The sequence below is a fragment of the Bifidobacterium sp. genome (genome assembly GCF_022640935.1).
Taxonomy (GTDB): domain Bacteria; phylum Actinomycetota; class Actinomycetes; order Actinomycetales; family Bifidobacteriaceae; genus Bifidobacterium.
Genome location: NZ_JALCCV010000001.1, coordinates 40,094 through 66,286 on the forward strand (window position 1 = coordinate 40,094; position 26,193 = coordinate 66,286).

At 60.6% G+C, this 26,193-nt stretch carries 21 protein-coding genes and 1 pseudogene; 8 read left to right on the forward strand and 14 right to left on the reverse strand.

The annotated features are described in order from the left end of the window. Nucleotide 1: 1 nt before the first annotated feature. Nucleotides 2-1,507: a bifunctional folylpolyglutamate synthase/dihydrofolate synthase gene (locus LKG04_RS00155; protein ID WP_291759267.1), complete on the reverse strand. Its 1,506-nt coding sequence runs from the start codon at nucleotides 1,505-1,507 to the stop codon at nucleotides 2-4. Nucleotides 1,508-1,650: 143 nt separating this feature from the next. Next, complete coding sequence (locus LKG04_RS00160; RefSeq protein ID WP_291759386.1) at nucleotides 1,651-1,869, reverse strand: helix-turn-helix transcriptional regulator; 219 nt, start codon at nucleotides 1,867-1,869, stop codon at nucleotides 1,651-1,653. Nucleotides 1,870-2,127: 258 nt separating this feature from the next. Here LKG04_RS00160 and LKG04_RS00165 point away from each other — a divergent pair, with 258 nt between their 5' ends. Beyond that, entirely contained in the window at nucleotides 2,128-3,744 is a 1,617-nt protein-coding gene (locus LKG04_RS00165; RefSeq protein WP_291759268.1) for an aminopeptidase P family protein, read from the forward strand. A 442-nt stretch (nucleotides 3,745-4,186) separates the two neighbouring features. Continuing rightward, nucleotides 4,187-4,708, forward strand: coding sequence for an NUDIX hydrolase (locus tag LKG04_RS00170; protein ID WP_291759270.1), 522 nt, complete (start codon nucleotides 4,187-4,189; stop codon nucleotides 4,706-4,708). Nucleotides 4,709-4,812: 104 nt separating this feature from the next. On the opposite strand, the gene LKG04_RS00175 is transcribed toward LKG04_RS00170, so the two are convergent. From LKG04_RS00175 to LKG04_RS00190, 4 genes and pseudogenes are all read right to left on the reverse strand, one after another. Continuing rightward, nucleotides 4,813-5,703 carry an acyltransferase domain-containing protein gene (locus tag LKG04_RS00175; RefSeq protein WP_291759271.1) on the reverse strand — a complete coding sequence of 297 codons (891 nt, stop codon included), beginning with the start codon at nucleotides 5,701-5,703 and terminating at the stop codon, nucleotides 4,813-4,815. Between the two features lie 53 nt (nucleotides 5,704-5,756). Continuing rightward, nucleotides 5,757-6,839 carry a hypothetical protein gene (locus tag LKG04_RS00180; protein WP_291759391.1) on the reverse strand — a complete coding sequence of 361 codons (1,083 nt, stop codon included), beginning with the start codon at nucleotides 6,837-6,839 and terminating at the stop codon, nucleotides 5,757-5,759. A 104-nt stretch (nucleotides 6,840-6,943) separates the two neighbouring features. Next, nucleotides 6,944-7,807: pseudogene (locus LKG04_RS00185) on the reverse strand (glycoside hydrolase family 20 zincin-like fold domain-containing protein); the annotation flags it as partial. Nucleotides 7,808-7,947: 140 nt separating this feature from the next. Next, a complete protein-coding gene (locus LKG04_RS00190) occupies nucleotides 7,948-8,775 on the reverse strand; it encodes a carbohydrate ABC transporter permease (RefSeq protein WP_434734833.1) in 828 nt (275 codons plus the stop codon). On the opposite strand from LKG04_RS00190, the gene LKG04_RS00195 reads away from it, so the two are divergent. Further along, nucleotides 8,657-8,923 carry a hypothetical protein gene (locus LKG04_RS00195; protein ID WP_291759275.1) on the forward strand — a complete coding sequence of 89 codons (267 nt, stop codon included), beginning with the start codon at nucleotides 8,657-8,659 and terminating at the stop codon, nucleotides 8,921-8,923. The genes LKG04_RS00190 and LKG04_RS00195 overlap by 119 nt on opposite strands. A gap of 286 nt (nucleotides 8,924-9,209) precedes the next feature. Here the strand turns inward: LKG04_RS00195 and nagA are convergent, their stop codons facing one another. Both nagA and nagB read right to left on the reverse strand, forming a co-directional pair. Continuing rightward, nucleotides 9,210-10,463 (reverse strand): N-acetylglucosamine-6-phosphate deacetylase, encoded by a 1,254-nt coding sequence (gene nagA, locus LKG04_RS00200; protein ID WP_291759277.1) that lies wholly within the window; start codon nucleotides 10,461-10,463, stop codon nucleotides 9,210-9,212. 96 nt (nucleotides 10,464-10,559) lie between these two features. Further along, nucleotides 10,560-11,348 carry a glucosamine-6-phosphate deaminase gene (nagB, locus tag LKG04_RS00205; RefSeq protein ID WP_291759279.1) on the reverse strand — a complete coding sequence of 263 codons (789 nt, stop codon included), beginning with the start codon at nucleotides 11,346-11,348 and terminating at the stop codon, nucleotides 10,560-10,562. Nucleotides 11,349-11,505: 157 nt separating this feature from the next. Between nagB and LKG04_RS00210 the strand changes: the two genes are divergently transcribed. From LKG04_RS00210 to LKG04_RS00230, 5 genes are all read left to right on the forward strand, one after another. After that, nucleotides 11,506-12,657 (forward strand): ROK family protein, encoded by a 1,152-nt coding sequence (locus LKG04_RS00210; protein WP_291759281.1) that lies wholly within the window; start codon nucleotides 11,506-11,508, stop codon nucleotides 12,655-12,657. A gap of 311 nt (nucleotides 12,658-12,968) precedes the next feature. After that, nucleotides 12,969-14,174, forward strand: a complete 1,206-nt coding sequence (locus LKG04_RS00215; RefSeq protein ID WP_291759283.1) for an ROK family transcriptional regulator — start codon at nucleotides 12,969-12,971, stop codon at nucleotides 14,172-14,174. Nucleotides 14,175-14,202: 28 nt separating this feature from the next. Then, nucleotides 14,203-15,099, forward strand: coding sequence for a carbohydrate kinase family protein (locus LKG04_RS00220; RefSeq protein ID WP_291759284.1), 897 nt, complete (start codon nucleotides 14,203-14,205; stop codon nucleotides 15,097-15,099). 19 nt (nucleotides 15,100-15,118) lie between these two features. Then, nucleotides 15,119-16,414: a glycoside hydrolase family 125 protein gene (locus LKG04_RS00225; protein WP_291759287.1), complete on the forward strand. Its 1,296-nt coding sequence runs from the start codon at nucleotides 15,119-15,121 to the stop codon at nucleotides 16,412-16,414. A 238-nt stretch (nucleotides 16,415-16,652) separates the two neighbouring features. Further along, nucleotides 16,653-17,894: an AGE family epimerase/isomerase gene (locus LKG04_RS00230; protein ID WP_291759290.1), complete on the forward strand. Its 1,242-nt coding sequence runs from the start codon at nucleotides 16,653-16,655 to the stop codon at nucleotides 17,892-17,894. Nucleotides 17,895-18,095: 201 nt separating this feature from the next. Here LKG04_RS00230 and LKG04_RS00235 read toward each other — a convergent pair whose 3' ends face one another. From LKG04_RS00235 to LKG04_RS00260, 6 genes are all read right to left on the reverse strand, one after another. Further along, nucleotides 18,096-19,241, reverse strand: coding sequence for a LacI family DNA-binding transcriptional regulator (locus LKG04_RS00235; protein WP_291759292.1), 1,146 nt, complete (start codon nucleotides 19,239-19,241; stop codon nucleotides 18,096-18,098). A 107-nt stretch (nucleotides 19,242-19,348) separates the two neighbouring features. Beyond that, entirely contained in the window at nucleotides 19,349-21,691 is a 2,343-nt protein-coding gene (locus tag LKG04_RS00240) for a glycoside hydrolase family 3 protein (protein ID WP_291759295.1), read from the reverse strand. Between the two features lie 32 nt (nucleotides 21,692-21,723). Beyond that, on the reverse strand, nucleotides 21,724-23,025 hold the full coding sequence (locus LKG04_RS00245) for a glycoside hydrolase 5 family protein (RefSeq protein WP_291759298.1): 1,302 nt from the start codon (nucleotides 23,023-23,025) through the stop codon (nucleotides 21,724-21,726). A gap of 8 nt (nucleotides 23,026-23,033) precedes the next feature. Then, on the reverse strand, nucleotides 23,034-23,879 hold the full coding sequence (locus LKG04_RS00250) for a carbohydrate ABC transporter permease (protein WP_291759300.1): 846 nt from the start codon (nucleotides 23,877-23,879) through the stop codon (nucleotides 23,034-23,036). Then, a complete protein-coding gene (locus tag LKG04_RS00255) occupies nucleotides 23,879-24,889 on the reverse strand; it encodes a carbohydrate ABC transporter permease (RefSeq protein WP_291759303.1) in 1,011 nt (336 codons plus the stop codon). The genes LKG04_RS00250 and LKG04_RS00255 overlap by 1 nt, the downstream gene beginning before the upstream one ends. Further along, entirely contained in the window at nucleotides 24,889-26,178 is a 1,290-nt protein-coding gene (locus tag LKG04_RS00260) for an ABC transporter substrate-binding protein (RefSeq protein WP_291759306.1), read from the reverse strand. The genes LKG04_RS00255 and LKG04_RS00260 overlap by 1 nt, the downstream gene beginning before the upstream one ends. Nucleotides 26,179-26,193 lie beyond the last annotated feature (15 nt).

Here is a 26,193-nt window from a genome sequence, read left to right on the forward strand (position 1 = left end):
CTCAGTTCCGGGGCGAAGACGGGGACGGTGAGGGCGATTGCTGTTCGGGCTCGCCCTCCGGCGCGCGCTGCGGTTCCACGGCCTGCTGATGCACCCGTTCGGCCTTCGTGCGCTGCAAATCAGGATCGACGTGCTCTTTGAGCAGGATGCGGGCGTCGCCTGCGGTGACGAAACTGCCGCACACCAGCACGCCGCGGCCGTATCCCACGCCCAGCTCGTCTTCGGCGTCCACCATGTCGACTGCGGTCTGGATGGCGTCCGGCAGCGCATCCGCGCGGATGACGCGGTCGCTCCCGAAAACGTCCACCGCGATCTTTTCGAGCTCATCGGCAGGCATCACGCGGTCGCGCCAGGAATTCTCGGTGACGACCACTTGGCTGAGCAGCGGTTCGAGCACGCCGAGGTATTCCTCGACCTGCTTGTCCTTCATCATCGCGATGACGCCGACGAGCTGGCTGAAGTCGTAGTTCTCTTCGATGGCGCGGCGCAAGGCTTCGGCCGCATTCAAGTTATGGCCGCCATCGAGGATGATTGTAGGCGACGTGCGGATCTGCTCGATGCGCCCGGGAATCTTCACCCCGCTTAGGCCCTCGGCGACCAGATCGCCGTCGAGCACTCCGTTGACGGGGATGACCGTTTCGGCAGCGGCCAGCGCAGCCAGCGCATTATGGGCCTGGTGCTCGCCGAATTTAGCGATTGGCACGTCCTCGTAGGTGCCGTTGGGGGTGTGCATGGTCACGACCTGGCCTCCTACGGCAGGCGTGCGCGTGACGACCTCCATCTCGCTGCCGTCGCGGATCAACGCCGCGTGGTTCTTCGCCGCCGCGGCCTCGAGGATCGGCATAACCTTCTCGGCATGGGGCTGCGCGCCGATGATTGCCGTGCATTCGGGCTTGATGATGCCTGATTTCTCGGTCGCGATCTTCTCTACGGTGTCGCCGAGCCATTCCATGTGATCCATGTCGACCGGCCCGATGATCGCCGCGTCGCCGTTGAGCACGTTCGTCGCGTCCCATTTGCCGCCCATACCCACTTCGACCACGGCGGCATCGACCGGCGCGTCGGCGAACTTCCATACGGCCATGGCGGTGAGCACTTCGAAGAAGCTCATCTTCGGCTTCTGCCGCTTCGCCATCGCTGCGTCGACAAGCGCGACGAAATCCCTGATCTGCTCCCAGGCGTCGATGAAATCGTCGTCGCTCAGCTGCTGGCCGTCGATCGCGATGCGCTCGTTGATGCGCTCAAGATGCGGCGAAGTGTATAGCCCGGTGCGCATGCCGTACGCGCGGCAGATCGCCTCGGCCATACGGGCCGTCGAACCTTTGCCGTTCGTGCCGGTGATGTGGATGATGCGGAAGGAATCCTCCGGATGGCCCAACAGGTCGAGCATCATCGCCATCCGATCGAGATCGAGATTCGTAGTGCTGTGCTCCGTCGGCCGGCTCATGATCTCGCGTTCCACCTCGCGGATCGTGGACTTGCGCTCATTCGGATGCTCATATGACATGCTTGGCGACACCTCGTCTGTTCCCTTGTTCCTTAACCCTGCACAACCCGCCCTATTCTAGGCGAGCGGGTGAACCGACAACCCGTTTCGCCCGGGGACGAGCCGAGAGTGTTTCACCCAGTGGCATTTCATAGGGTGACGTTTCACCCGGTGGCCAAAGGCTTGATGGCATCGATGCCGCCGGCGTCGAGGGTGAGCGCATCATAATCGCGTTGCAGGTTCATCCAGAACTCCGGCGTCATATCGAATGACTTGGCGGGTCCGAACGCCATCGCCGTCGATATGCCGCGCCTGCCGCGCACACACTCACCGATGGCTCCCTCGCCCGTCCCGATGACTTCGGCAAGCCGGTAATCGCTCACGACCAACGGCCCAAGGAACTCCTTCCTCGAGGATTTCGCCCGGCGTGCTGAGATACGCCCTAGCGGTGGTAGTCACAGAAAGAGACACCATACATATTCCTTCGTCGGCGAGTGCGGCTGTCAATCCAAGATAATAGACACGACAACAGCCCACATCTTTTCAGGCATTCGACTTTAGTCTGTCTTACACTGTCAGGCCGGTCGAACTACGATGGGCTGCATACGCAACCGTATACGCAAATGCAAGGAGAGTCTTCGATGGGAGATGTCGTGACTGACAAAGACAAGGAATACGAGGCGCAGGAGTCGGCGAAGGCGCCGGGAGCCGACCAGCCGATGCATGACCGGACAAACAACCGCACATTGAGACCGCGCAGCAAAGCGTTCCGCGAGTTCATGACGACCGGCTGGGACAATCAGGAGCCCGATATCAAGCCGCTGGAATCCAGCGCCTACATTCCCGCTCGGCTTGAGGCGCTCGGCAGGGAGTTTCCCGGTGAGCGGCTGGTCATCCCGGCCGGTCAGCCCAAGGTGCGCAACAACGACGATGATTACGCCTTCCGCCCCGACACCGTGTTCTCGTATTACACGGGTCTGGGCCAGGATTACGAGGCTGGCGCGGTTCTTGTGCTCAACCCGATCGATCCCGATGATCCGTCAGCCAAGTCCGGCGAGACCCATACCGCTGAGCTGTTCGTGGCCCCCCGCGCTGACAACAGCACCGAAGATTACTACGCCAATGCGCATTACGGCGAATATTGGGTCGGACCGCGCGCCGGGCTCAAAGAGCTGCGCGCGATGACCGGTTTGGAGACGCATGACATTGCGCAGCTGCCTGACGCGATCGGCAAAGACGTCGGCGCGGATGCGGGGGCCGTGCGCGTGCGCGTGATCCGTCAAAGCGACCCGGAAGTCACCGGCCTGGTCGAGCAGGCGCGCGAGGCCAACGGTTTCGCTGATCCGGGCGCCAACGCCGACGACGACAAATTCCTCGAATATGCCTCCGAAGCCCGGCTGGTCAAGGATTCCTTCGAGATCAACGAGATGCGCAAAGCCATCGCCGCCACCAAGAAAGGCTTCGACCGACTGCTGACCCGTCTGCCCGATGCGATCGGCAAGCCACGCTCGGAGCGCATGCTCGAGGGCGCGTTCAACGCCGTGGCACGCGAAGAGGGAAATACGGTCGGTTATGACACGATCATCGCATCGGGCAAGGATGCGCCGATCCTGCATTGGATGCGCAATACCGGCGTGGTCGGCGACGGCGAGCTGCTGCTCATCGACGCCGGCGTAGAGGTCGAGAGCCTGTACACGGCGGATATCAGCCGCACATTCCCGGCGAACGGCAAGTTCACGTCATTGCAACGCAAGCTCTATCAGACGGTGCTGGATTCCCAGCAGGCCGGATTCGAGGCTGCACAGCCCGGTGCCACGTATTCGGACATCCATCACGCATGTATGCGGGTGATCGCCGAGCGGCTGCACGATTGGGGCATTCTGCAGGTCGACGTGGAGGAGTCGCTTTCTCCCGAAGGGCAACAGCACCGCCGTTGGATCGCCTGCGGCGTGGCCCATCATCTCGGCCTCGACGTGCACGACTGCGCGCAGGCCCGCTACGAGTCATACCAAGGCGCGAAGATCACGCCAGGCATGATCTTCACCATCGAGCCCGGTCTGTACTTCGCACAGAACGATCTGCTGCTGCCGCCCCAGCTGCGTGGCATCGGCATCCGTATCGAGGACGACGTCCTGATGACCGAGCACGGCCCCGAATGGCTCTCCGCCGGTATTCCCAAGCAGATTGAGGACGTGGAGGCTTGGATGCGGAGCCGTAAAGCAGAGAGCGCGGCGCGCTCTCTGTGGGCCGAACCGTGAAACGGGCAGCACAGTATGCTGCCCGTAGGTGAGACGAGCGAGCGCCGAGGTCGCGAAGGCCGTGCTGAAAGCTCCGTCAAGAACGCTTTTGCAACGGGTCCTATCCCAACTGAACAGATATCTCTTTGCGGTGTCGTTCCCTCAAACCCAGCACCACACCAACCCATTCACACCCAGCACCAGCACAGGCGAACCCTCCCCCCTGCACACCAGTAACCCCGTCATGTGCGGTTCTTCCTCATCGTATGACGTATTTGTCGTTGTGCGCGGTTTTCGGAAAACGCAAAACTGTAGAATTCCACCATTTCTGTTCCGAGGAAAATGTCACCCACCGATATTTACGTCACACGACGAACCACCGCATGATCCAAAACGTCCGGACACGACGCGCCCCACCCCACACCGCCCGAACCATCCACATCTGAAAGGCCTACTTATTCCCATGCCAACATCACCATTCATCCTCGACCTTCGCAAGAAAATAGGCCATGCTCCCCTCTGGCTTTCCGGCGTGACCGGATATATCGAGGACGCTCAGGGACGCGTGTTGCTTGGCCAGCGCTCGGACACCCGCGAATGGGCCATGATTTACGGCGTCAACGAACCCGGTGAGGAGCCTGCTGTTACGGTGGCGCGCGAAGCCAAGGAGGAGGCCGGCATCGACGTGATCGTCACCGATCTCGTGGCCGTGAAATCCTCGACGCGAATGGTACGCTATGACAATGGCGATCAAGCGATGTACATGGATCACCTCTTCCTGTGCACGCTCGATCCGCAAGGCAACGGTGTCCCCTTCGTCGGCGACGAGGAAAGTCTTGCTGTCGGCTGGTTCGCCCTCGATTCGTTGCCTAAACCGCTCGCTGCCACCACGGTGGAGCGCATGACGTACGTCGCCGAATATCGACGCCGGGCCAAGGGAGGCAATCGCCGAGCCCTATTCAGTTTCGATGCGCATATGGTTTGATTGGCGAAGTCCGTCACGGCTGTTATCAGATAATTCAACGACCTCATCGTGGGTGCAGTGCGAAGCATCATCAACGTCAGAGCTCGCCTGCCAACTTCTCCTTCTTAGCTCTTCAGCACCCCCACGCCGATGCCGATTGTGCCGCCGGCGAGCAGGTACCGCTTCATCGCGCGCTGCAGAGATGTGTTTTCGGGCAGTTCGGACAGCGGCGCTGGTGAGCGGCGAAAAACCCATTCGCGCCAGTCCTCGGCGGCATCGTCCGTTGCAACGATATGGAAGCGGCGCTGAAACGCGAGAATATTGGAGCTCTCAGACAGCAGACGGGGCAGCGCCGGGCTGAGCAGCCAGGATTCGCAGACGTATGGAGCGCCCGCCCATTGCGGAAAGAAACGCCTGACGAACCTTCGTGCGCGAACGATCGAATCGGAGCACTGCACGGGGCCGAGCACCGCGTCGGATGGGATGTGCATGGCGACGGCACGCGGAACATCAACGCCTGCCGGCACATTCTCCGCGTCGCGGATGATCTCGTATTCCAGCTGCCCCAGCCGGAACAGGCTCGCGCCGAGCTGGCGATAAGTCCAGAAGTCCCGGTCGAACCCGTAATCGCCGTAGCTGACCTTATGCTCGTTGACGAACCGTGGGAAACAACCCATGGTATCGAGGAATACCCTGTCGTCGTCAGCGCCGTCAACCGTATCATCCGCAGCGCCGCCGATGCCCAGCGCATGATACCTGTCAAGCGTATAGGCTCCCGCGCACGCGAGCATGCAATACAGCATGCGCGAACCCTCATCGTCCGGCCCGAGTGCCCTCTTGAGCTCATCGCGCGCCGCACTCCCCTGCGCCGGGTCAGAAAGCGCCTTGATCAGCGGCCCTATTCGCCGCCAGTCAAGCACGCCGTCATGATTGGCATGCTGCCGAGCACACGCGCGCAACCGCCGCATCATGCCCTCCGGCATATCGATTCGCGACGCCAATTCGAGTGCGTTCATGTCATTCCCTTCATATCACGTCGTACAGCGCCTGCAACTTTACATAAGCCGGTCTAGTGCACTTGGGAGACTGCAGCATCAGGAGCCTCTGGCTCCCCGTCGCGCAAGGCATCAGCACACCGCCAGATGATATCCCTGACATGCCTGAGCTCGGATTCCTCGCTGACGCTGCGCCACACATCGCAGTACTGTTCGCCCCATTCCTCAAGTCCTCTGGCGGTAGCTCGTGCAACGTCAGCGGAATATGCTCCGTCAACAACTCCAACCTGCTGCGCAATAAGACGCCCGAAATCGTTGAACAGTCGCTGCCCTTCGATCGCGACGACGGCTGCCTGCGCGATGTCTGCATGGCCCGCAGCCGAATGGCTGATCGCGACCGACAAACGCAGCGCAGCGGTCTTCAGATCCCGATTCATATCTTGAGCATGCTCAAGCTTCGGCGCAAGCCATTGCAACAGGCCTCGTCGTGCCTCGTCGAGGCTGTCGCTGCTGCGAATCGACGCGGTAACAGCCTCATCGTCTGTCCACATAGATGCGAGGACGTCACGGTTGAGCGCGTGTCCGCCCTCGTCCAGTTCCAGATAGTGCACGGCGTCATCCCAGCCGAAGGCCACGCATTGCGTCGCCTGCCGCAGCTGCGAAACGTATTCGCCGCTCTGGTCGCCATACTCCGCGATGGAGATGCTGCGGTTCAATGATTCCACATCCGTATCGGCCAGCGGGTTCCAAGCACACTGCGCGCCGTAAATCATGCCGGTTATGTCCATGCGCGGGTCGTTGACATGCCCGTAGTCCCCCCAATCGGTTACCAAGACTCCCGCCGCCTTGTATTTCACACCGTAGCGCGCCAGCCGTGAAATGTTGTTCCAGGCATCATCGAGATGCGGCAGCAACGCATTCCAGCAGTGCACTGCGGAGCACACATACTGCTGCGCACCCGATTCAGCAACGAGCCTGACCTTCTCCTCGGTGATTTCAGGCGAATAGAGCCAATTGAGCAGCATCGCGTCATGCGGCAGCTTGCCCAAGATCTCCGGCATCTCCACCGCGATGTCGCCCCACAAGAGCGCCTCGTGGCCGCGTTCGGCAAGATGCTGGCACAGCGCGGACACGTAATCGGCGTACATCGTCGGCACGCCCACCTCATCGGCCCGAGCCTTCGACTCGCCTTTGCCAAATCAAAGGTCTCATCCGCACAGATGTTGAATTTCTTGGTGCGGAACAATTCCAGGTAGGCATCGATCAGTGTGGTGGAGAATGCGAAGGCCTCGGGCTTCGTGATGTTGAGCGTATGATGCTCCTGCCGCTCGACCAAGCTGTAAGGCCGATCGGCGTCCTGAGGAAACTCTCCCAGCCCGCGCAATTCTTTGGTGCGCAGCGCCATGTAGTGATGCCCGAATGTGGAAACGGACGGAATCAGCTCGATGCCCAGTCGTGCGCAGTATTCGTCGAAGGCGATGATATCGGCCGGTTTGAGCGGGCTGACGCCACGCCACGCCTCGCTTAATCCGTCGAACATGAAGCTGTGTTCAATGTAAAGCTGCAGCTGATTGTATTTGTATAGGCACAGTTTGTCGGCCCATGTTTTAAGCCAATCGAGCGTAGGCACCCGCCCGCGCGTCGCATCAAGGTAATAACCGCGCACCGCATAGCCCGGCGCATCTTCGATCTCGAGAGCGGGCAACGCCATGCCGCATTGGCGAATGATCTGGCGAAGCGTCTGCACGCCGTCACGTACAGTCTCGAAATCGCCGCCTGATACCACGATGCCATCAGCCTGTATGGACACCTGATATGACCCAGCGCCAAGATTATGGTCAAGCTCGAGCCGTATGAAGGCACGCCAATGCGAGCCGTGCGCCACGTCCCAGCGCAGACCGCTGGCCGCCTCGATATCGTCCGCAAGCTGCGAGCTGAGAACGCAAGGTAAGTCTAGGCCATCAAGATCTTCAACGATTCTGTCTGAATACGGCAGCAGCACCGTCTCAGGTGCATTTTTTTCTGTATCCTCTTGTGCTTGTGCGCCGTCTCCTATCCCCGAGATCCGGCGAGGCTCAGGTATCAGCTCCAGTTCGCGTTCCACTCCCGCGGTGCGATATCGCATGTCGTGCCTTTCTGTGATGCATTTCGTAAAGAATATTGGATTACCCAGTAGCGGGCAATGAGCTGGCCTGTTGCATGCGATAGACGAATGCAACAGGCCGGCTGCCGAGACTGTCCCAGACAACCGCCTCTGAGGTGATGTCACTTCATCGCGCCGGCCGTAATGCCTTTGACCATATTGCGCTGAACGATCATGAAGAATATGACGACTGGCAGCGAGAAGATGACCGAAGCAGCCATCTGCCCGCCATAATCGGTCCCGGTCGGCGGCGTCGAAAACGATGCCAACCACAACGGCAACGTGTAGCGGCTCTGGTCTTTCATGAATGTGTAGGCAGTAAGATAATCATTCCAGGCGCTGATGAACGCGAACACTGATGTGGACACGACTCCTGGGGCGACGAGCGGGAAAGTGATCCTCCACAAGATCTTCCAGTCGTTCGCTCCGTCGACCTTCGCCGCCTCAAAGATTTCGGTCGGTATCGCTAGGAAGAATCCGCGCAACGTCCATATTGAAAAAGGCAGCGTTGCGCCAATATATGCAAGTATCAAGCCGAAATAGTTGTCGAGGAGGCCGAGCCTGTTGAACACGATGAACTGGGGTATGAGCAACGCGGTTCCCGGGATCATCTGTACGGCGAGGATGCCGATCATGATCGCCTTGCGCGAGCCAAAACGGTATTGCGTCAACGCCGAGCACGCGAGGAACGAAACGATGATGGAGAAAATCACCGCAAATGCCGTCACGATGACGCTGTTGCGCAAGTTGGTGAAGAAGGTCGTGGCGAACATCGCCTGCTTGTAATTGAACAATGTCGGGTGAGTCGGCCAGAAGGTCGGGTTCGCCGTCATGACTTCGCTGCGTGACTTGAATGATGTGATGGCCATCCAATACACCGGGAAGAACCACACAACGCAAAACGCTATTGCCGCCACAGATGTGCCGAGCCTGCGGACCGTCCTGCCCATCGAACGGCGTGGTCTCATAGCTGCAGTTTGTGCATCGGCCGCGGCGCCAACGCTCGGCGGCGATGCCGACATGGTAAAGGGCGGGTGGCATCATCAACGGCCGGCTCAGCCCATTTTCGATCCCTACGTCGCCGCCAGCATGATCTAGAACATGAAGGAGCCTGGAGCGATCGGGACCCTATGCGGGCATCTATCTCATCGGCGCCGAAGACTGCCACGCGCACACGGAATTGTGCGGCAGGACGGTCTCTGTGGAATTCGAACGGCTCAAACGTATACCGCTGGCCATCGGCGCGGCCTGGGCAGAGAAAAGGTCCCGGCCATCCATGTCTGCCCGGTCGGCAGGTACCTGTCCGGCCCTGGTCGCCGATCGGGGCGCGGCCGGGGCGCTGCTGGCGCTCTAAATCGATGACTAGGCTACCGAGAATGCTTTTTCACCGCAGCGAGCGGCCACCGCACCACACGCGTTGCACGCTCCACTGCGTGTCGTCGAGCAGCAGCAGATCGGCGGCGTACCCGGGGGCCACAAGGCCCAACGGGGCACCGGTGATCGCGTTCGGCCGGTCGAAACCATAGGTTTTCGCTGGGCTAAGCGTGGCGGCCTCGACGGCTTGGATGGGATCCACGCCAAGTTCGAGGACAGCCCTGCTTACAGCTTTTTCGAGCAGCAGCGTCGAACCGGCGATGGCCCCGCCTTCGACAAGCCGCGCATGGCCGCCGACGACGTTGACCGACAGCGCGCCAAGCAGATAATGGCCGTCCGGGCAACCGGTTGCGGACATGGCATCGGTGATCAGCTCGATGCGGTGTGGGGCCAGCTGGAAGGCTATTTTGACCATGGGATCCTGCACATGGAAGCCGTCATTAATCAGCTCGATGGAGATCCGCGTATCCTCGATCGCGGCTGCGACCGGACCCGGGGCGCGGTGCTTCAAGCCGTTCATCGCATTGAAGATGTGGGTCAGGATCCCGGCACCGGCGTCGAAGGCCTTGCGCGCAGTTTCGTAATCGGCCTCGCAATGGCCTACGGCGGGAATGACGTCAGCCTTGGCGAAACGCCCGATCGCGTCGAGCCCATGCGGCAGTTCCGGAGCGATCGTGATCTGACGGATCGCCCCTTGGCCGGCCTCAAGCAATTGCTCGACCAGCTCGGGCTGTGGGTCGCGCAGGCATTCGGGGTCATGCGCGCCACGGCGGGTGGGCGCCAGGAACGGGCCTTCCAGATGCACGCCGAGGATGTCCGGGCGGCCTGCCATCGCCGCATGCAACGCTGTCAGGTTGCGGCATATGGTGTCGATCGGGTTCGTGATCAGCGAGACCACGGCGCGCGTCGTGCCATGGAAGGCGTGCGCGGCGCGAGCGGTCTCGATGCCCTGAGGCCCATCGTCGAATGACATGCCCCAGCCGCCATGGGCATGGGTGTCGATATAGCCAGGAGCCAGAATCCGGCCTCGCGCATCGACGACCTCCGTGCCTTCGGGGGCGATGCCGGCCTGCTCACAGGCGCGGGCAAAGTCGGGGTCATTGCTTCCCACTGCCGAGATCACGCCGTGATCGGCCACTGCCCAAGCATGCTCGCGCACACCATTGGCGTCAATCAGCTTGGCGTTGCGGATCGCGAGGCCCGCTGGCGATGCCTTCAGAGCTGCCGTGATTTCGTCGACATGCTCGTGCCGCACGATTTCCATATGAACTCCCTTCGCACGGCTCGCCAATGCGGGCCGCTGATGCTACTGCCACGGCGCGCTATGCCCGGCCGGTGGCCTGTGTGGGCATGTGGCAGATCAGATGCCCTGCCAAGCCGGCTTATGCGCGAATGCATACTTGTAATAATCCTTGTGGCGCAGCCGGGATGCAGCGGCTTCATCGACGATGACCGTGGCGTGCGGATGCAGCTGCAGCGCCGAAGCCGGGCAGAACGCCGAAATGCCGCCCTCGCATGTCTCTTCGATAGCCTCGGCCTTGCCTGCGCCGAATGCCAGCAACACCAGATGGCGCGCCTTGAGTATCGTGCCGATGCCCTGCGTGATGCAATGCGTGGGAACCCGTTCGATATCGCCATCGAAGAAACGGGCGTTGTCGATGCGCGTCTGTTCGGCCAAGGTCTTGATCCTGGTGCCGGAAGCCAACGAGGAACCAGGCTCGTTGAAACCGATATGGCCGTCGGTGCCGATGCCGAGGATCTGCAAATCGACGCCGCCCGCGGCCTCGATCGTCGCATCATAGGCGCGTCCGGCGCCTGCGATCGTTTTCAAATTGCCATCGGGCACATGCACGAGATCGGGATTGAGGCCCACTGGCTCGACGACGGTGCGGGTGATTGTGCTGCGGTAGGACTGCGGATGCCTGGGATCGAGTCCGGCGTATTCATCCAAGGCGAACCCTCGCACCTTGCTGACATCGATGCCATCTTGCGCGACACGCCGCGCGAGATGGCGGTATGCGGCCAGCGGGCTGGAGCCCGTGGCCAGCCCCAGCACCGCGTCAGGCTTTGAGCGGATGAGATCGGCCACGCACGACGCGTACAGTTCGCCAGCCTCGTCTTCGTCTTTGACAATGATCACTTCGGCCATTTTCCGACCTTTCTCGTCAAGACCGCGTCACAATAACACGGCGACGATTCTTTGCGCGTACGAATTGAGTCGCTGCAATTTGTTAACTTACCTTACATAAACAATTGTACGAGAACGCAGGACCGATTCGTTCCTGCGCCACTGTCGAAGAGGGCCCATGCAAATACAGCAGGCAGAGCATACGGTGCACTCCCCCGTTCCGCGCCGATTGGGAAAATCCGGCCCCGGGGACATCCGACGCAGCAACCGCGCGCTGATCTTTGATCTGCTGCTGCCTGACCATCAGTATTCGCGGGCCGATCTGGGCCGGCTGACCGGGCTGTCGCGCGTGGCGGTATCCGACGTGGTCGCCTCGATGCTGGACGACGGACTGCTGCGCGAGTGCGGGCGCGAAAATTCCCGCGGTAAAGGCAAGCGCGGCACGCTGCTGGGCATAGACCCCGATAGGCTCGACATCATCAGCATCGACGCATCCCGACCCCAACTTCTCGAGGGCGCAGTGACCGATCTGCTGGGTGCGCAGCGATACTGCGAGCAGCTGGCGATCACGGCCGGCACCATGCTTGGCATGACAACGATCAGCACACTGGTCGAGCGGCTGCTTGCGCACGCCGAACACCCGGTCGGCATCGGCATCGCGGTGCCCGGCGTGGTCGACAACAATATGATCGTGCGCACGTCGACGGCGCTGGGCTGGTCGAACCTCGATCTGCGCACGCCCTTGGAACAGCGCTTCAGACTGCCCGTCATCGTCGACAACGATTCTACGAGCGCCATGCTGGCCGAACGATTCTTCGGCCAAGGCGGACCGAACCTCTTCTTCGTGCGCATCAGGCGCGGCATCGGCGCCGCCGTGCTCATCGACGACGTCCCTGTGCTCGGCGAAACGAGCGCAGGCGGAGAGATCGGCCATATCTCCATCGATCCGAATGGTCCGTTGTGCGCCTGCGGCAAGCGCGGCTGCCTGGAGACGCTCATCTCGGCAACCGTGCTGCGGCAGCACATGCGAGGCTCCAGACAGGCGGAACGCGAGGCGATTCTGACGCAGGCCGGCGATTACCTCGCCACGGCCTTGGCCATGCCGGTCGGCCTGCTGGATGTCAGCGATGTCTGCCTGCACGGCCCCGACGATATCCTGACGGCAGGATTCATGCAGGCTGTGCAGGCGCGTCTCGATGCCACCACTGCTTCTTCCTTCCGCACCCGCACGGTCGTAAGGCGCTGCGCCTTCGGTGAGGATGTTACGATGCAGGGCGAAAGCGTATCCGTCGCGCGGTATACGGCGGCCCGAGTCTTCTCGCCCATGTAGGGCCGACGCGCAAATCCGCTGCATTCGCCTCAGATTTGCGCTCTCCCGCATCAGATCATCGCCCGCTCGCACGAACATGCCGCGCAAACGCGCTGCAAACCGTCAATTTCCCGGGAAACTGATAAAAAACCAGGTCGCTAAGGGGCGCGAAACGTAAATTTCGCGAGACGTTCCGCGATATCGGCCATCCGACACGCATGTTCTCCAGTCATTTGCATAGGAGAATTAACTGCGTTAACCTATTCCGTAGGTTCCGCCTCAATGAGGAACGGCGGCCGGCAACAGCTCCAAATCCAGTGTGGGAGGTCACGATGCGCAACGCACAGGGCATCACGTCCCAGGCGAGCGTCTCCGAATCCAATCGCTCGCGCATCCTGCACTATCTCTACCACAACGGCGTCTGCTCTCGAGCCCAAATCGCCAAAGCCCTGCGGCTCACCCCAGCAGCCATCACGAAAATCACGGCGCGCCTCATTGACGCAGGCATCATCGCGGAAACCGGCGATATCGAAGGCGCGAAAAACCGCCGTTCGATCGGACTGAAACTTGACGACGCCCGATTCCACCTTCTCGGCGTCAAATTCGCCCGCAGCCTCGTGCAGATCGGCGTTTTCGACCTCGCCGGCTCGCCGATCGGACTGCACGAGCTGCCGACGGTCAGCGAGAGCACGATTCCCGACACCATCCGGCTCATCCATACGATGCTCGCCTCACTGCTCGCCAGCGACCCTGGCATCGTCGCCATCGGCATGGCGGTGCCTGGACCATATCTGCGCGTGGCGGGACGCACCGCAGTCGTCTCCTCGATGCGCGGCTGGCGCTACGTCAACTTCCCTAGGGAGTTCGTCCACGCCTTTGACGTCCCGGTCTTCATCGAGCAGGACGCTCGTGCCGGAGCCCTCGCCCAATACTTGTTCGACAAGCGCAACACTTGCGAGAATCTCGCGTACTACCTGCTCGGAGAAGGCGTAGGCCTCGGCGTCATCGACAACGGCCGGCTCATCAACGGAGCATTGGGAACCGCCACTGAAATCGGGCATGTGAGCATCGACATCAATGGCCGGCCGTGCGAGTGCGGCAATGTCGGCTGCCTGGAACGTTATTGCTCGGCCGTGGTCATTCACGAGGCCATCGTGAGCCGCGGTCTCGTGCCGAATGCGAAAGAGCTGACTCACAGCGAGGCGTGCCGGGCCCTGTTCGCTTTGGCTGATTCCGGCGACGGACGCGCCAAGCTGCTCGTCGAAGAGATCGGCCATTACGCCGGCTTCGGCTGCGTGACGATTTTCAACGCCTACAATCCCGAACGCATCGTCATCGGCGATATCGTGGCCCAAGGCGGGCAGCCGCTGCTGCAGGCCATTCGCGAAGTCGTCGACAGCCATGTGTTGCCCGAGCTCAGGGAGGCTACGACGATTTCAATATCTAATCTGCGCAGCGATTCCGCCGTTTGCGGCGCGGCGGCGGTGGCAGCCACGCAATTCCTCGACCATCCTTCGATGTTTTTCGATGTCGCATAAAAAGTCACATAAGGAAAGGAAACACACCATGACCAAACCAATAGTGCTCTCCCTGGGAGAGCTGCTGTGGGATATGCTTCCCAGCGGCAAGCGAGCCGGCGGCGCACCCGTCAACTTCGCCTATCACGCCGCGATGAACGGAACCGAGGGCTGCGCGATCAGCGCCGTGGGAGAAGACGAACTCGGCGATGAGCTGCTCGCGGCCGCGAAGGAATCCGGGGTCCGTTCGGTCATCCAGCGCAACGCCTGGCCTACCAGCACGGTCGAGATCTCGCTCAAAAACGGCATACCCGAGTACACGATCGTCAAGAACGTGGCGTGGGACCATCTGCTGCTCACCCGCGAACTCATCGGGCAAGTAGAGCGTGCCGACGCAGTGTGCTTCGGCACGCTGGCGCTGCGCTCCCCCGAAACGCACGATACGATCATCGAACTGCTCAAGCACGCCAAGCACGATGCGCTCAGATTCTTCGACATCAATCTGCGCGGCGACCACTATTCTAAGGAGCTTATCGCCGAGCTGCTTGGTCTTGCCAGCGTGTTCAAGCTCAATGACGAGGAGCTGCTCCTGCTGCGCGACATGTTCGACATCCGAGGGGCTTCGGACGACGAGGCATGCCGCTGGTTCATCAGCGAATACGGCCTCGACTACGTGATCCTGACCGCAGGCTCGGCGTTCAGCACGATCGTGGCGAAGAACGGCGAGGTTTCAACGCTCTCGACCCCGCGCGTCGAGGTGACCGACACGGTGGGCGCGGGAGATTCCTTCTCCGGCACCTTCACCGCGAAGATCCTCACCGGCTCCTCATTAGTCGAGGCGCATCGCGCGGCCGTCAACACCGCGGCCTTCGTCTGCACGCAGAATGGCGCCTGGCCACGCTACCCCGAGCACATGCCGGATTACCTGGCCGCAGCCGGGCTGTAAGGATTAGGGATATCGACTTATGCGCTATGACACAGTACCCGAATCCGCCAGGGCTCTGATGGCGCATGTCGCCAAGTTGTGCGGGCCGGAGCATGCGGCATGGTCTCGTGATTTCAATGCGGCCTTCGCCAATACGCTGCTCACCACGGTTCGCCGCCATGACGACGGGACGACCTTCCTGCTGACCGGCGACATCCCCGCCATGTGGCTGCGCGATTCCAGCGCGCAGGTGCGGCCCTACCTCATCCTGGCCGCGCAGGACGAGGATCTGGCGTCGATGATCGCCGGGCTGGTGCGCCAGCAGATGCGCTGTATTGCCATCGATCCATATGCCAACGCCTTCAACGAGTTCCCCAGCGGCGACTCATGGGATCATGGCGACCGGTCCGACCGCAGCAGCCCGTGGCTGTGGGAACGCAAGTACGAGACCGATTCCCTGTGCTATCCGCTTCAGCTCGCGTGGCTGCTCTATTGCAACACCGGGCGCACCGATCACTTCGACAACAGCTTCATGACCGCCGTGCGGCGCATCCTGGATGTCTTCGAGACCGAGCAGAACCACGCCGGTTCGCCGTACTATTTCATCCGCGATACCACGTTGCCCACAGAGACGCTGGGTGACGACGGCAAAGGCTCGCCCGTCGCCGTCACCGGCATGACCTGGTCCGGGTTCCGCCCTAGCGACGACGCCTGCACCTACCACTATCTGGTGCCTGCAAACATGTTCGCGGCTGTGGTGATGGGCTATGTCGAGCAGATCTTCGCCGGTCCGCTGAACGATCCGGACATCGCATCCCGGGCGAAACGGCTGCGTGAGGACATCAGCGCGGGCATCGCCGCGCATGGACTTGCGAGGAACCGAAATGGCGAGCGCATATACGTCTATGAGACGGATGGACTGGGCCACGCCTTGATCATGGACGACGCGAATGTACCCAGCCTTCTGGCGGCCCCGTATCTGGGTTACTGCGCCATCGACGACCCGGTGTACCAAGCCACCAGACGCACGCTGCTGAGCAGCGAGAACCCGTATTATTACGCCGGTTCGCACGCCCGAGGCATAGGCTCGCCGCATACGCCGAAAGGCTACATCTGGCCGATCGCGCTGGCAGTGCAAGGCATGACCAGCGCAAGCGCTGACGAAAAAGGGCGCGTGCTCGATCTCCTTGTCGCCATTGATGCCGGAACCCATGTGATGCATGAAGGCATCGATGTCAATGATCCGCATGCATACACACGCGAATGGTTCAGCTGGGCGAACATGATGTTCTGCGAGCTCGTCATGGACTATTTCGACATTCGAGTGAGGCGGTAGCCATGCGGACCATCCCCTGCCGATCGCCGTGCGGCGGCTGCCGCTTGATACGCCGTCGTGTCGCCCGACGCGCCGCCAACCGGCGTATTGTCGGCCGGCCTGCTACCGCACGGCTCATCATGCCGGACAACGCATCATGTATTCCCATCATCGCAATTGCAAGCTTTCGTCTGCGCCGACCCACAAACCCGCTCGGACGAACCATAAGAACATCATTCCAAGGAAGGAATCACATATCATGACCACTACGAATCCAAAATACCGTCTCGGCACTGTCGCCAACCGGACTTTCATGGCCTCCGAGACATACGAGCTGCTCGATTTTGGCCGCCGTTTCCCTGGCGCTCAAGGCGGCTCCGGCTGGCTGGACGACAACGGGGACATCGATCCCTCGCATGGCATCCAAACGTGGATTACCGGGCGCATGACGCACGTGTACTCGATCGCGTCGTTGCTTGGCTATCCCAATGCCGGCGAACTCGCCGACGCGGGTTTGAAAGGCCTGACCGGCATTCTGCACGACGACGAGCACGGCGGCTGGTATCCCTCGATTCAATCCGATGGCACGCCAGAACCCGGCAAGGTCTGCTATGCGCACGCATTCGTCATCATCGCAGCCAGTTCGGCGCTGCTCGCCAAGCGGCCCGGCGCCAAGGAACTGCTGCGCGAGGCGCTCGACACTTACGACGAGCATTTCTGGGACGAGAAGGAAGGCCTTGCAGTCGATACATGGGACACCGCGTTCGCGACTCTCGACACCTACCGTGGCCTCAACGCCAACATGCACACCACCGAGGCGTTCCTTGCGGTCGCCGACGCCACGGGCGACAACCGCTACCGGCAGCGCGCCGGGCGCATCATCGACCACGTCGTCTCTTGGGCGAGGGGCAACGAATGGCGCATTCCCGAGCATTTCAACGACCAATGGGAGCCGGATTTCGAGTTCAACGCGGACAAGAAGGACGACCAATTCAAGCCCTATGGCGCCACCCCGGGCCATGGCATCGAATGGGCGCGGCTCATCACGCAGTGGGCGCTGAGTTCCTTCGCCAACGCCGAAGACTCTCAGCCATACATCGAGGCCGCCGAGCATCTCTTCGAGCGAGCGCTGGCCGATGGCTGGAACGCCGACGGTACGATCGGCCTGGCATATACGACCGACTGGAACGGCAAGCCCGTGGTCACCGATCGCATGCACTGGACGCTGGCCGAGGCGATGAACACCTCCGCGACGCTGGCCAAGGCGAGCGGCAAGTCCGAGTACCGCGAGCGCTACGCCGAATTCGCCCGATACACCGACGAATACCTCATCGATCACAACGGGGGCTCATGGTTCCATCAGCTCGACGTCGACAACCACGTGATCGGCACGGTATGGCCGGGCAAATCGGATCTTTACCACGCCTTCCAATCCACCCTCATCCCCTTCCTCGACCCAGCCGTCTCGATCACCACCGCGATCAGCAACGCCGCGAAGTGAGCGGGTCGCTGTGCGACGTTTTCGGAAATCGCAAAACCGCAGAAATCCGACATTCTTGGTTTCCCGAATACGTCGCACAGCACATCAATACGTCGTACGGCGGAATGTGAGCGGCCATAGGACCGCGCTTCGCGACCTTGGCGGACGCTCGCCTCGCCTACGCGAACCGCTCTTCCGCGCCTAACGGCTCAGCACAGCGCATCACCGCCCCGCGATGACACCATATTTTGGGTCGTTGCGGGCCGCGGTGCTTTCTCTCACTACCAGTTTTGGCGCGAGAATCCGGCGGTTGCCGGCCACTGGCTCGCCGGAGAGCGATTTGAGCAGCAGATTGGCCACTTTCTTGCCGTACTCCCCCGGGTCGCGGTGCGCTGCGGTGATCGAGGGGAACACCGCCGTGCATACGAAGCTGTCTTCAAAGCTCACGATCGCCGGGAGATTCGAGGGGAATGGACGGTCATGACGCGCCTCCAGCCCCTGTGGCGCCTGCGATGAGAATCCCAGCTCCTCCAACGCGCGCAGGCTGGCGACCGCCATCGTCTCGTTTTCATAAATGAACGCAGTAGGAGGCGCGCTGCCCATCATCATCGCGCAGGTCTCGCGTGCCGCGACCGCCGAATCGAACTGTGTGTAGTTGATCGAGGAGAATTCCAGACGATAGCGCATTGAAAGCTCGTTGAATGCAGCCAGACGAGCCTTGCTGTAGTCCAAGTCACGGTCGCCCGCGAAGTAGGCGATACGTCGATGCCCCGCTCCGACCAAATGCCGCAGCACCTTCGCCATCGTCCCAGAGTCGTCAATGGACAACGACGGCACGATATTCTCCGGGTCGGGTCCTCCGGCGAGCACCGCCTGAATGCCGATGTCGCGCAACAGCGCAGGCCGTGGATCGTTGGTGCGCAGATCGACGAGCACGACGCCGTCGACGCGCTTGCGCTTGGCCCAGTCCCGGTAGGTAGCCATCTCCTCGTGCAACGACGATGTCGGGCGGAAAAGCAGGCCGTATCCCTTGCTGCTGAGTGAATCGTGCAGGCCCGCCATGAAATGCAGCATGAAGGATTCCGCCTGCAGATTGCTGCCGGAGCGTGAAGGCGCGAAACCGATGGTCATCGTCCTGGATGAGCTCAGCGCCTGCGCCGCATACACCGGGCTCCAACCGAGCCGAGCCACAGTCGCCTTGACCTTGCGCTTGGTCTCCTCGGAAACGCCAGGCTTGTCATTCACAGCGAACGATACCGCCGTCTGCGATATTCCCAGCTCGTCGGCGATGTCTTTGAGACTGACGCGATGGCCAGCGCCCAATGGAACCAAGCCGTCACTTCCTCGTCCGCGCCCGAGGTTTGCCATATTCACCGCCCCTATTTATTCCAAGCGGGCCTTTGCGGCCAGCCGTTATGACGAACGCTCCCAACCCTACCATTGACAACAACTAAAACGATTTATACTTTTCATTATCATGGCCGAAACGGATCCGGCTGCATTCGGTCTCCACGGCGCGTTCTCTGCAGGTCCTGGCGCGTGCGACGTTGGCCACGGGCGAGTTCCATCGTAGCGGATGACAATTCACCATCAAGCCACAGATGGAGTCGCACGCTCGCACCTGCGTCTCGCAACAACCAGTCGATCGGCGCCCGCCACTCCACATGCCGTTGAGATCGCGCCGGCATATCGAGATATACGGTGCCGACCAGCTCAGCCAGCCTTGGCACCGTCAGCAGCCCCATACGCCGCACGAAGAGATTCAATGCGCCTCGCGCAGGGATCGCAGCTGTCGCCACGATGGCTGAGACAACCAACGTGTCGGCGGTCGTTTTCGTGTGGAGCCCTGTCACCTTGGCACCGCGCAAAGCACCAATACCGTATCCGAAACACCGCAATACGGGTCGGGGCGCATCCTTGTACGCACCGTCCGCCGGCTGCCGATCATTGTAACGAACCGGGATCGCGCCGACGGCGCTCGGCAGCGTCACAGGCATGCGCCCCGAGGGGACGTTCTTCCCCTTCAAGGTTTTCATCACGGCCTGCGGGCCAAAGGGCCCCGCATATCCTGCCCAGATCACGGCCGCAGAACACTCCAGCACTTTGGTCAGTACATGCGCCCGCCCGGCAACGATGACTGAGACAATCGGCGCAGAAGTTTGGGAGTGCAGTCGATATATGAGCCCGTCCTGATCCCATGGCAACGAGACATCTGCGGCATCGACTCCTTCGCCGCCGCTCGCCCCATGTTCAGTTACCGCGAGCGCGGCACCGTTTTCCGCGAAGTCGCTGTCATAGGCGCGTTCGCTGGTGCCGCCGAGCACCGCGACTACCAATGACGCCGCAGCGAGCACCTGCCGTTCGCGTTCTGCGCAATCCGAAAGCAGCACTACTTCCCGATTGGTGGCAGCGAATGTCTCGGCCAATTCGCTGTACACGCTGGCGCGCCGCCCGGTTGGCTGCGGCGCAGTGTAATCACCCAGGAAACAGGCGAAGTCATCGGCGAATGGGCCTGCCACCACCACCGGCCCATCTGCCAAATGGTTCACGATGCCGCAGACCGACAAGTCTGGCGCGCCGCAATCCTTGAGCAGCACCAGTGATTCCTGTGATAGTCGTTGAGAATACCGGCTTGTCACTTTGCACAGCTCGCCGAGATCTCCGCCATCGCGCTGTCCGCTGCCGGAAATGGACAGCCGGACGCGATCGGAATCATGCGCGGCGTGATCGAATCCAGTATCGCCGCCTGTCGCGAGCAGACCAAAATCACGCTTGAGATTGAGCACTCGCTGCACAGCGGATTCAATGGACGCCATAACATCCGGAGCATCGGCATATTCGACGAGATGGGTGAAACCATCGTCCCACAATGACACGTCGACGCCGGAAAGCAGCGCCACTCTGCCAGAGTCCGGAATGGAACCCGACATATCCCTCAGACGGTCGACCGCCAACCCGTCGGCCATCACCAGCCCGTCAAAGCCGAGCTCACCTCGCAGATAGTCGCGCAACAGCCAAGGATTGGCACAGCACGGCACCCCATCGATATCGTTATACGCGGCCATGAAGCCCATCGCCCCCGCGCGCACGCCCGCCTCCACAGCAGGCAGATGGATCTCATGCAAATCACGGCTTCCGATGATCGCCGACTGCCCATTGCGGCCGCCAACGGCCTCGCCCTGCGCGGCCAGATGCTTCAGCACAACAGCGACCCCGCCACCGCCGATCCTAGAACGATCGCGCCCCTGCATGCCGATGATAACCGCCTGGCACATACTGGCCGCCAGCGATGGATCTTCTCCAAAGCATTCCTCGCAGCGCCCCCAGCGCGGATCCCGAGCGATATCCAAGCCCGAGACCAATGCGACATGCACGCCACTCGCAGCGAGTTCCGCAGCCACAGCGGCCTCGGCTTCCATGACTAATTCGGAATCGAATGTCGCCCCCAAGGCGAGGTTGGGCGGTAGCACCGCGCCGCCCAATGCCTGATGCCCATGCGGCGCCTCCTCACTCAAAAGCACACCAATACCATGCGCGCCACGGGCAACCACGGTCTGTTGAACGATCGCCGCCGCCTCAAGTCGTTCCTCGGGACGAATTCCGTTCGCCCACGATTGCCCGGACCATGGATCGGCGCGAAATAAACCGTAGAGCAGCCCCAACCCGCCCCACCGATCGATTTCGCGCTTGAGATAGTCGGTGGGGATCAGCCGTCCGTTGCGCCGCTGCAGGCACTTCCAGCCCAGCAGCCGCTGATTAAGCTGGCCGACTTTTTCGGTCAGGCTCAACGAATCGGTGAGCGTCTCAATGGCAGGCATACGGTGCTCTTCCTTCCAAGCTATGGCGGGCGTTAGCTCGCGCTGGCCATGGCAGCCTCCAACGAGGGGTCCGAAACCGCGCTATATGCGTTGCCGGCAACCATTTCAACCTGCTCGTAATTGCTGATGCCCCGTAAAGCCAGCGCCTGCGGATTACCTGCCGTAATGGATGAAATGATGGCAGGGCGCTCCCCTTTCGCGCTCAATGCCATCCAGCGTTCGAAGACCGAACCGCCCGGTGAGCAAGCGGCTTTCAGCGTGGGATTGCCGTCGACGCCGACCTGCACCACCACAGCCGTCGAACGCGGCGATGGTTCCGGGCGCCGGCGATACTCGTCGGCCAATTTCGCATATTGCCTGCCGATTGGCTTGAGCGCACCATTCTCATCGAATAGTCCAAGATCGTGCTCAAACGGGGGGAAATCAGACAACGCATGATTCACATCGTGGGAACACCACCAGGTGATGCCGTACAAGTTCGTGCAGTCGGCGGCATGCTCGATGCTGCCGCTGCAGAAGCGTGGCATATCGGCGGCTGCAATCACATTGCCTGGCGCACCGATCTCCTGCAGCCAGACCGGATGATCAGCAGAGTCGGCAAACGCCTTGGACAGCTCGATAAGGTACTCGCCATGACGTGTGCTTTCCTGCGACAGGCCACCGTAACGCTGTGCCGTGCCGTTGAAAACCCACGAATGAATAGCGGTGATATCGCCAATTCCAGCAGCGTGACAGGGCATGAACGCATGATGATCCGCGTACCAGACAGCATCGTTCTCGCTATGCAGAAGCACCCGGCCTTGCCTGTTCGCTTTGTCCCGAATCGGAGCCAATAGCGCATTGAGCCATCCATCGATGTCCGCAGAACTTGCATCCATGCGCCGCGGATGCACACGGTCGGCGAACTGGTTGCATTCATTGCCCAGCGTCAGGCCTTGAAAATGACCAATGTCCTCCAACGCCGCATACACTGCGGATACGAGCCTCGCCTCGGCAGCTATGGCGTTCGGATCAGTGAACATGCTGGTCTCGTGCCACGACACCAGCCAGCTCGGCACGAAGTCAAAACTGGAGAGATGCCCCTGCAACACGTCGGAGAAAACATCGAGACCACGTTCATCCGCAAGCTGAGTCATATGACGCACATCGTCAAGAGCCGCCTCGTTGATCCACGTTCGATTAGGCTGCAAAATCGGCCAAAGCGGGAAGATGCGGATATGATCCATCCCAAGGCCGGCGATGGCATCCAGATCTTGTGACACACTGTCCCAATCAGGGTGAAGCCACGAATGGAACCAGCCGTTGGAAGGCGTGTAATTGACACCGAATCTCATATGATTTCTCACCCCTTGAGTCCGCCCTCTTCCAAGCCCTGGAAGAAATAGCGTTGGAAGCATGCGAAGAATATGAGAATCGGGATCAGGGAAATCAGCGCTCCGGCCGCGATCAGACGGGGATCGGAGACAAACATCCCCTTGAGCCGGTTCATGCCCAGAGTCAGCGTGTACTGCCGTTCATCGGAGATAACGATCAAAGGCCACAAGAAATCATTCCATGCGCCGACGAAGGCAAAGATGCCCACCACTGTCATCGTGCCCCGAACCTGCGGCATGCAGATATAGAAGAACTGTTGCCAGACATTGGCGCCATCGACTTGCGCCGCCTCCTCGAGCTCCTTTGGTATCGCCCGGAAAGCATTGGTCATCAACAGGATATTGATGGCTCCGACCATGCCCGGCAGCGCCACGGCCAACAGCGTATTCTGCAGATGCACGCTTCTGACGATCAGAAACTGCGAGATGACCACGCCTTCGACCGGGATGACCATCGTGCCCATGAACATCGTGAACATCGCACTGCGCCCACGCCATTTGAGCCGCCCCAAAGCATAACCAGCCATCGTCGAAAAGATGACATTGCCGGCAATCGCCATGAGGGCCACCAGAATGGTGTTGAACATGTAATGGAACACCGGCACCTGCCGGAACACGGATAGGAAATTGTCCAGCGTCGGCGTCCTCGGCACAATATACGGCGGCACGGCGTACACATTGTCGCCCTTGCCTTTGAGCGAAAGCGAAAGCTCCCACACGAAAGGCCCGACCAGCAGCAGGAACATCAGCAGCAGTATGGCGTATTGCGCCGCCTTGCCAGGTGTGACCCTGCTATGATTCCGTTTCGTCTTCATCAGTCCTCCCCTCGCTTCTGCACGAGCTGCTGGACGACCAGCAGCGTTCCTACGACCGCCAGCACAATCAACGACAAGGCGCTTGCATACCCGGTCCGCGCTTGGATACCAGTGCCTTGCTGCTGGATGAGCATCGACATGGTGATGTCTTCGCCGCCGGGACCGGCCGTGCCATTGGTCAGCACGTAGATTTCATTGAATACTCTGAATGCGGCAATGGTGGAGAGCATCATGATGAGCATCATCGTGGAACGCACGCCCGGCATGGTGATGTAGATGAATTGTCTGGCGGGGCCTGCGCCATCCAACTGAGCCGCTTCATAGAGCGATTTGTCGATATTCGCCAACGCCGTCAGATAGATGACCATGTAGTATCCCAAGCCCAGCCAGATCGTCACGAACATCGCGCTGAACAGGATGAGCCAGCGGTCGGTAAGGAATGGTATCGGCTTGGCGATCACGTGCATGGTCTGCAAAAGCGAATTAACCAAGCCTTTGGAATCCAGCAAGTTGGTCCAGATCATGCCCACTACGACCGCCGACATCACTACAGGCGTGTAGAACGATGTGCGGAAGAATCCCATGATCCTCGAATTGCCGCGCACCAGATTCGCCAGAACCAGTGGAAGAATGACCATGAACGGCACAACGCACACCACGTAGAGCGAGGAATTGAGCATCGCAGTCCAAAAATAATCGTCGTGGATGATCGCGGCGAAATTATCGAATGCGACGAACTTGCCAGGCCGCAGCAGGGTTGAGTTGGTGAAGGCGAGCCTGAAGGTGTTGAGCGCGGCAACGACCACGAAAACGAACACGATGAGGAAGGCCGGCAGCACAAAGAGATAAGGCGCAATCACCGTGCTGAATGATCGGTGTGCCTTCCGCGGCTCAATGAGTTCATGATCGGGCACAGAATCGGGGGCAACGGCAGGCAGTACATCAGGTAGGGCCGGTCCGGCCGTGGCCGAAGCCTCAGACCGGACCATGGCGTTTTCCATATCGCTCATCACTGCTTCAGCTTCTGATCAGCGAATTGCACGGCCTTGTCCAAAGCCTCCTTCGCACTCTGCTTGCCTTGCAGGGCGAGCGCGGCCTGTTGCTGAAGATACAAGGACCCATTGGCGTCGGTGAACTCAGCCGGACGGCTCGAATACCCGGTTTTGACGGCCTTGAGCGTCACTGCCAATGCCTGGCCCTGCACCGTGCTGGTGTCGAGCTTGGTGTAATACGGATCTTCCAACCCGCCCTTGCTGGAAGGGAACGTATTCGATTCCTTGGCAAATTTGAGCTGGTTTTTGGCGTTCGTCACATACTTCACGAAATCAAGCGCCAGTGCCTTGTTCTTCGTTTGGGCGTTCACCGCCAGCATCTCATACGAGACAGTGTCGGATTTGCCTTCATCGGTGATCTTGGGGCCAACGGCGAGATGCTCGTACAGATCAGGCGAATTCTGCTTGAAGTCGGCGGCGGAATAGGCGCTGCCACCCATGGCTATAATGGAACCTTTCTGGAAGAACTCGCCCTGCTGGCTCCATTGCGCGCTCAGCGCCTCCTGCGGAATGCCGCCGGCCTTATACAGGTCGATGAAGCGCTGGAGATGAGCAACGGCCTTGGCGGTGTTGAAGGTGTACTTCGTATGATCGCTGTTCATGATCTTGACCCCGGCAGCGGCGTAATCATCGACTGCACCGCCCATCATCGTGGACATGGAGGCTCCACATCCGCTTTTCACCATCGTCTCGGCTTGGCTGAAGTAGTCGTCCCAAGTGATCGGAAGCCTGCTCGGGTCCAGTCCGCACTTGCTCATCACTTCGGTGTTGTAATACATCGGCCCGTCGTTGACGTACCACGGGTAGCCATAGGAGCCTTCTTCGACTCCGTTGCCTTTGAACGTCACTGCATTCCATGCGCCCTGGTAATAGAGGTCGGCGGCTTTCGGGTCTTCTTTAGTGATATTCATCAAGGCCCCGGCCTTGGCCAACCCGTACATCAGCGAGGGACCGGCATCAATGATGTCCGGCAGCGAGCCAGCCGCCGCATCGGCCGAAAGCTTCTGCTCGTAATTGTCGGATGGCTGATCGACCCACTTGATGGTCGTGCCCGGATGGGACTTCTCATATGCGGCGATCAAGTCGGTGAAGTACGGCGTGTATTTGTCGTTCTTGAGGTTCCATGTCTGGAAAGAGATTTCTCCTTTGCCATCGCCTTCGCTCGACGAGCTGCTGCCGCATGCCGCAAACGACATGAGCATTGCTGCGGCACCGGCGATAGCCAGCGCTTTCTTCATTGAAACCATGAGGGTTTCCTTTCT

Bases quoted from the DNA above. Each gene is read 5' to 3' on its own strand.
- LKG04_RS00170 (WP_291759270.1), top strand. From the start codon at position 4,187: ATGCCAACATCACCATTCATCCTCGACCTTCGCAAGAAAATAGGCCAT.
- LKG04_RS00215 (WP_291759283.1), top strand. From the start codon at position 12,969: ATGCGCAACGCACAGGGCATCACGTCCCAGGCGAGCGTCTCCGAATCC.
- nagA (WP_291759277.1), bottom strand. From the start codon at position 10,463: ATGGAAATCGTGCGGCACGAGCATGTCGACGAAATCACGGCAGCTCTG.
- nagB (WP_291759279.1), bottom strand. From the start codon at position 11,348: ATGGCCGAAGTGATCATTGTCAAAGACGAAGACGAGGCTGGCGAACTG.
- LKG04_RS00250 (WP_291759300.1), bottom strand. From the start codon at position 23,879: ATGAAGACGAAACGGAATCATAGCAGGGTCACACCTGGCAAGGCGGCG.
- LKG04_RS00245 (WP_291759298.1), bottom strand. From the start codon at position 23,025: ATGAGATTCGGTGTCAATTACACGCCTTCCAACGGCTGGTTCCATTCG.
- LKG04_RS00235 (WP_291759292.1), bottom strand. From the start codon at position 19,241: ATGGCAAACCTCGGGCGCGGACGAGGAAGTGACGGCTTGGTTCCATTG.
- LKG04_RS00165 (WP_291759268.1), top strand. From the start codon at position 2,128: ATGGGAGATGTCGTGACTGACAAAGACAAGGAATACGAGGCGCAGGAG.
- LKG04_RS00175 (WP_291759271.1), bottom strand. From the start codon at position 5,703: ATGAACGCACTCGAATTGGCGTCGCGAATCGATATGCCGGAGGGCATG.
- LKG04_RS00155 (WP_291759267.1), bottom strand. From the start codon at position 1,507: ATGTCATATGAGCATCCGAATGAGCGCAAGTCCACGATCCGCGAGGTG.
- LKG04_RS00220 (WP_291759284.1), top strand. From the start codon at position 14,203: ATGACCAAACCAATAGTGCTCTCCCTGGGAGAGCTGCTGTGGGATATG.
- LKG04_RS00225 (WP_291759287.1), top strand. From the start codon at position 15,119: ATGCGCTATGACACAGTACCCGAATCCGCCAGGGCTCTGATGGCGCAT.
- LKG04_RS00260 (WP_291759306.1), bottom strand. From the start codon at position 26,178: ATGGTTTCAATGAAGAAAGCGCTGGCTATCGCCGGTGCCGCAGCAATG.
- LKG04_RS00230 (WP_291759290.1), top strand. From the start codon at position 16,653: ATGACCACTACGAATCCAAAATACCGTCTCGGCACTGTCGCCAACCGG.
- LKG04_RS00190 (WP_434734833.1), bottom strand. From the start codon at position 8,775: ATGGGCAGGACGGTCCGCAGGCTCGGCACATCTGTGGCGGCAATAGCG.
- LKG04_RS00210 (WP_291759281.1), top strand. From the start codon at position 11,506: ATGCAAATACAGCAGGCAGAGCATACGGTGCACTCCCCCGTTCCGCGC.
- LKG04_RS00195 (WP_291759275.1), top strand. From the start codon at position 8,657: ATGACTTCGCTGCGTGACTTGAATGATGTGATGGCCATCCAATACACC.
- LKG04_RS00240 (WP_291759295.1), bottom strand. From the start codon at position 21,691: ATGCCTGCCATTGAGACGCTCACCGATTCGTTGAGCCTGACCGAAAAA.
- LKG04_RS00255 (WP_291759303.1), bottom strand. From the start codon at position 24,889: ATGAGCGATATGGAAAACGCCATGGTCCGGTCTGAGGCTTCGGCCACG.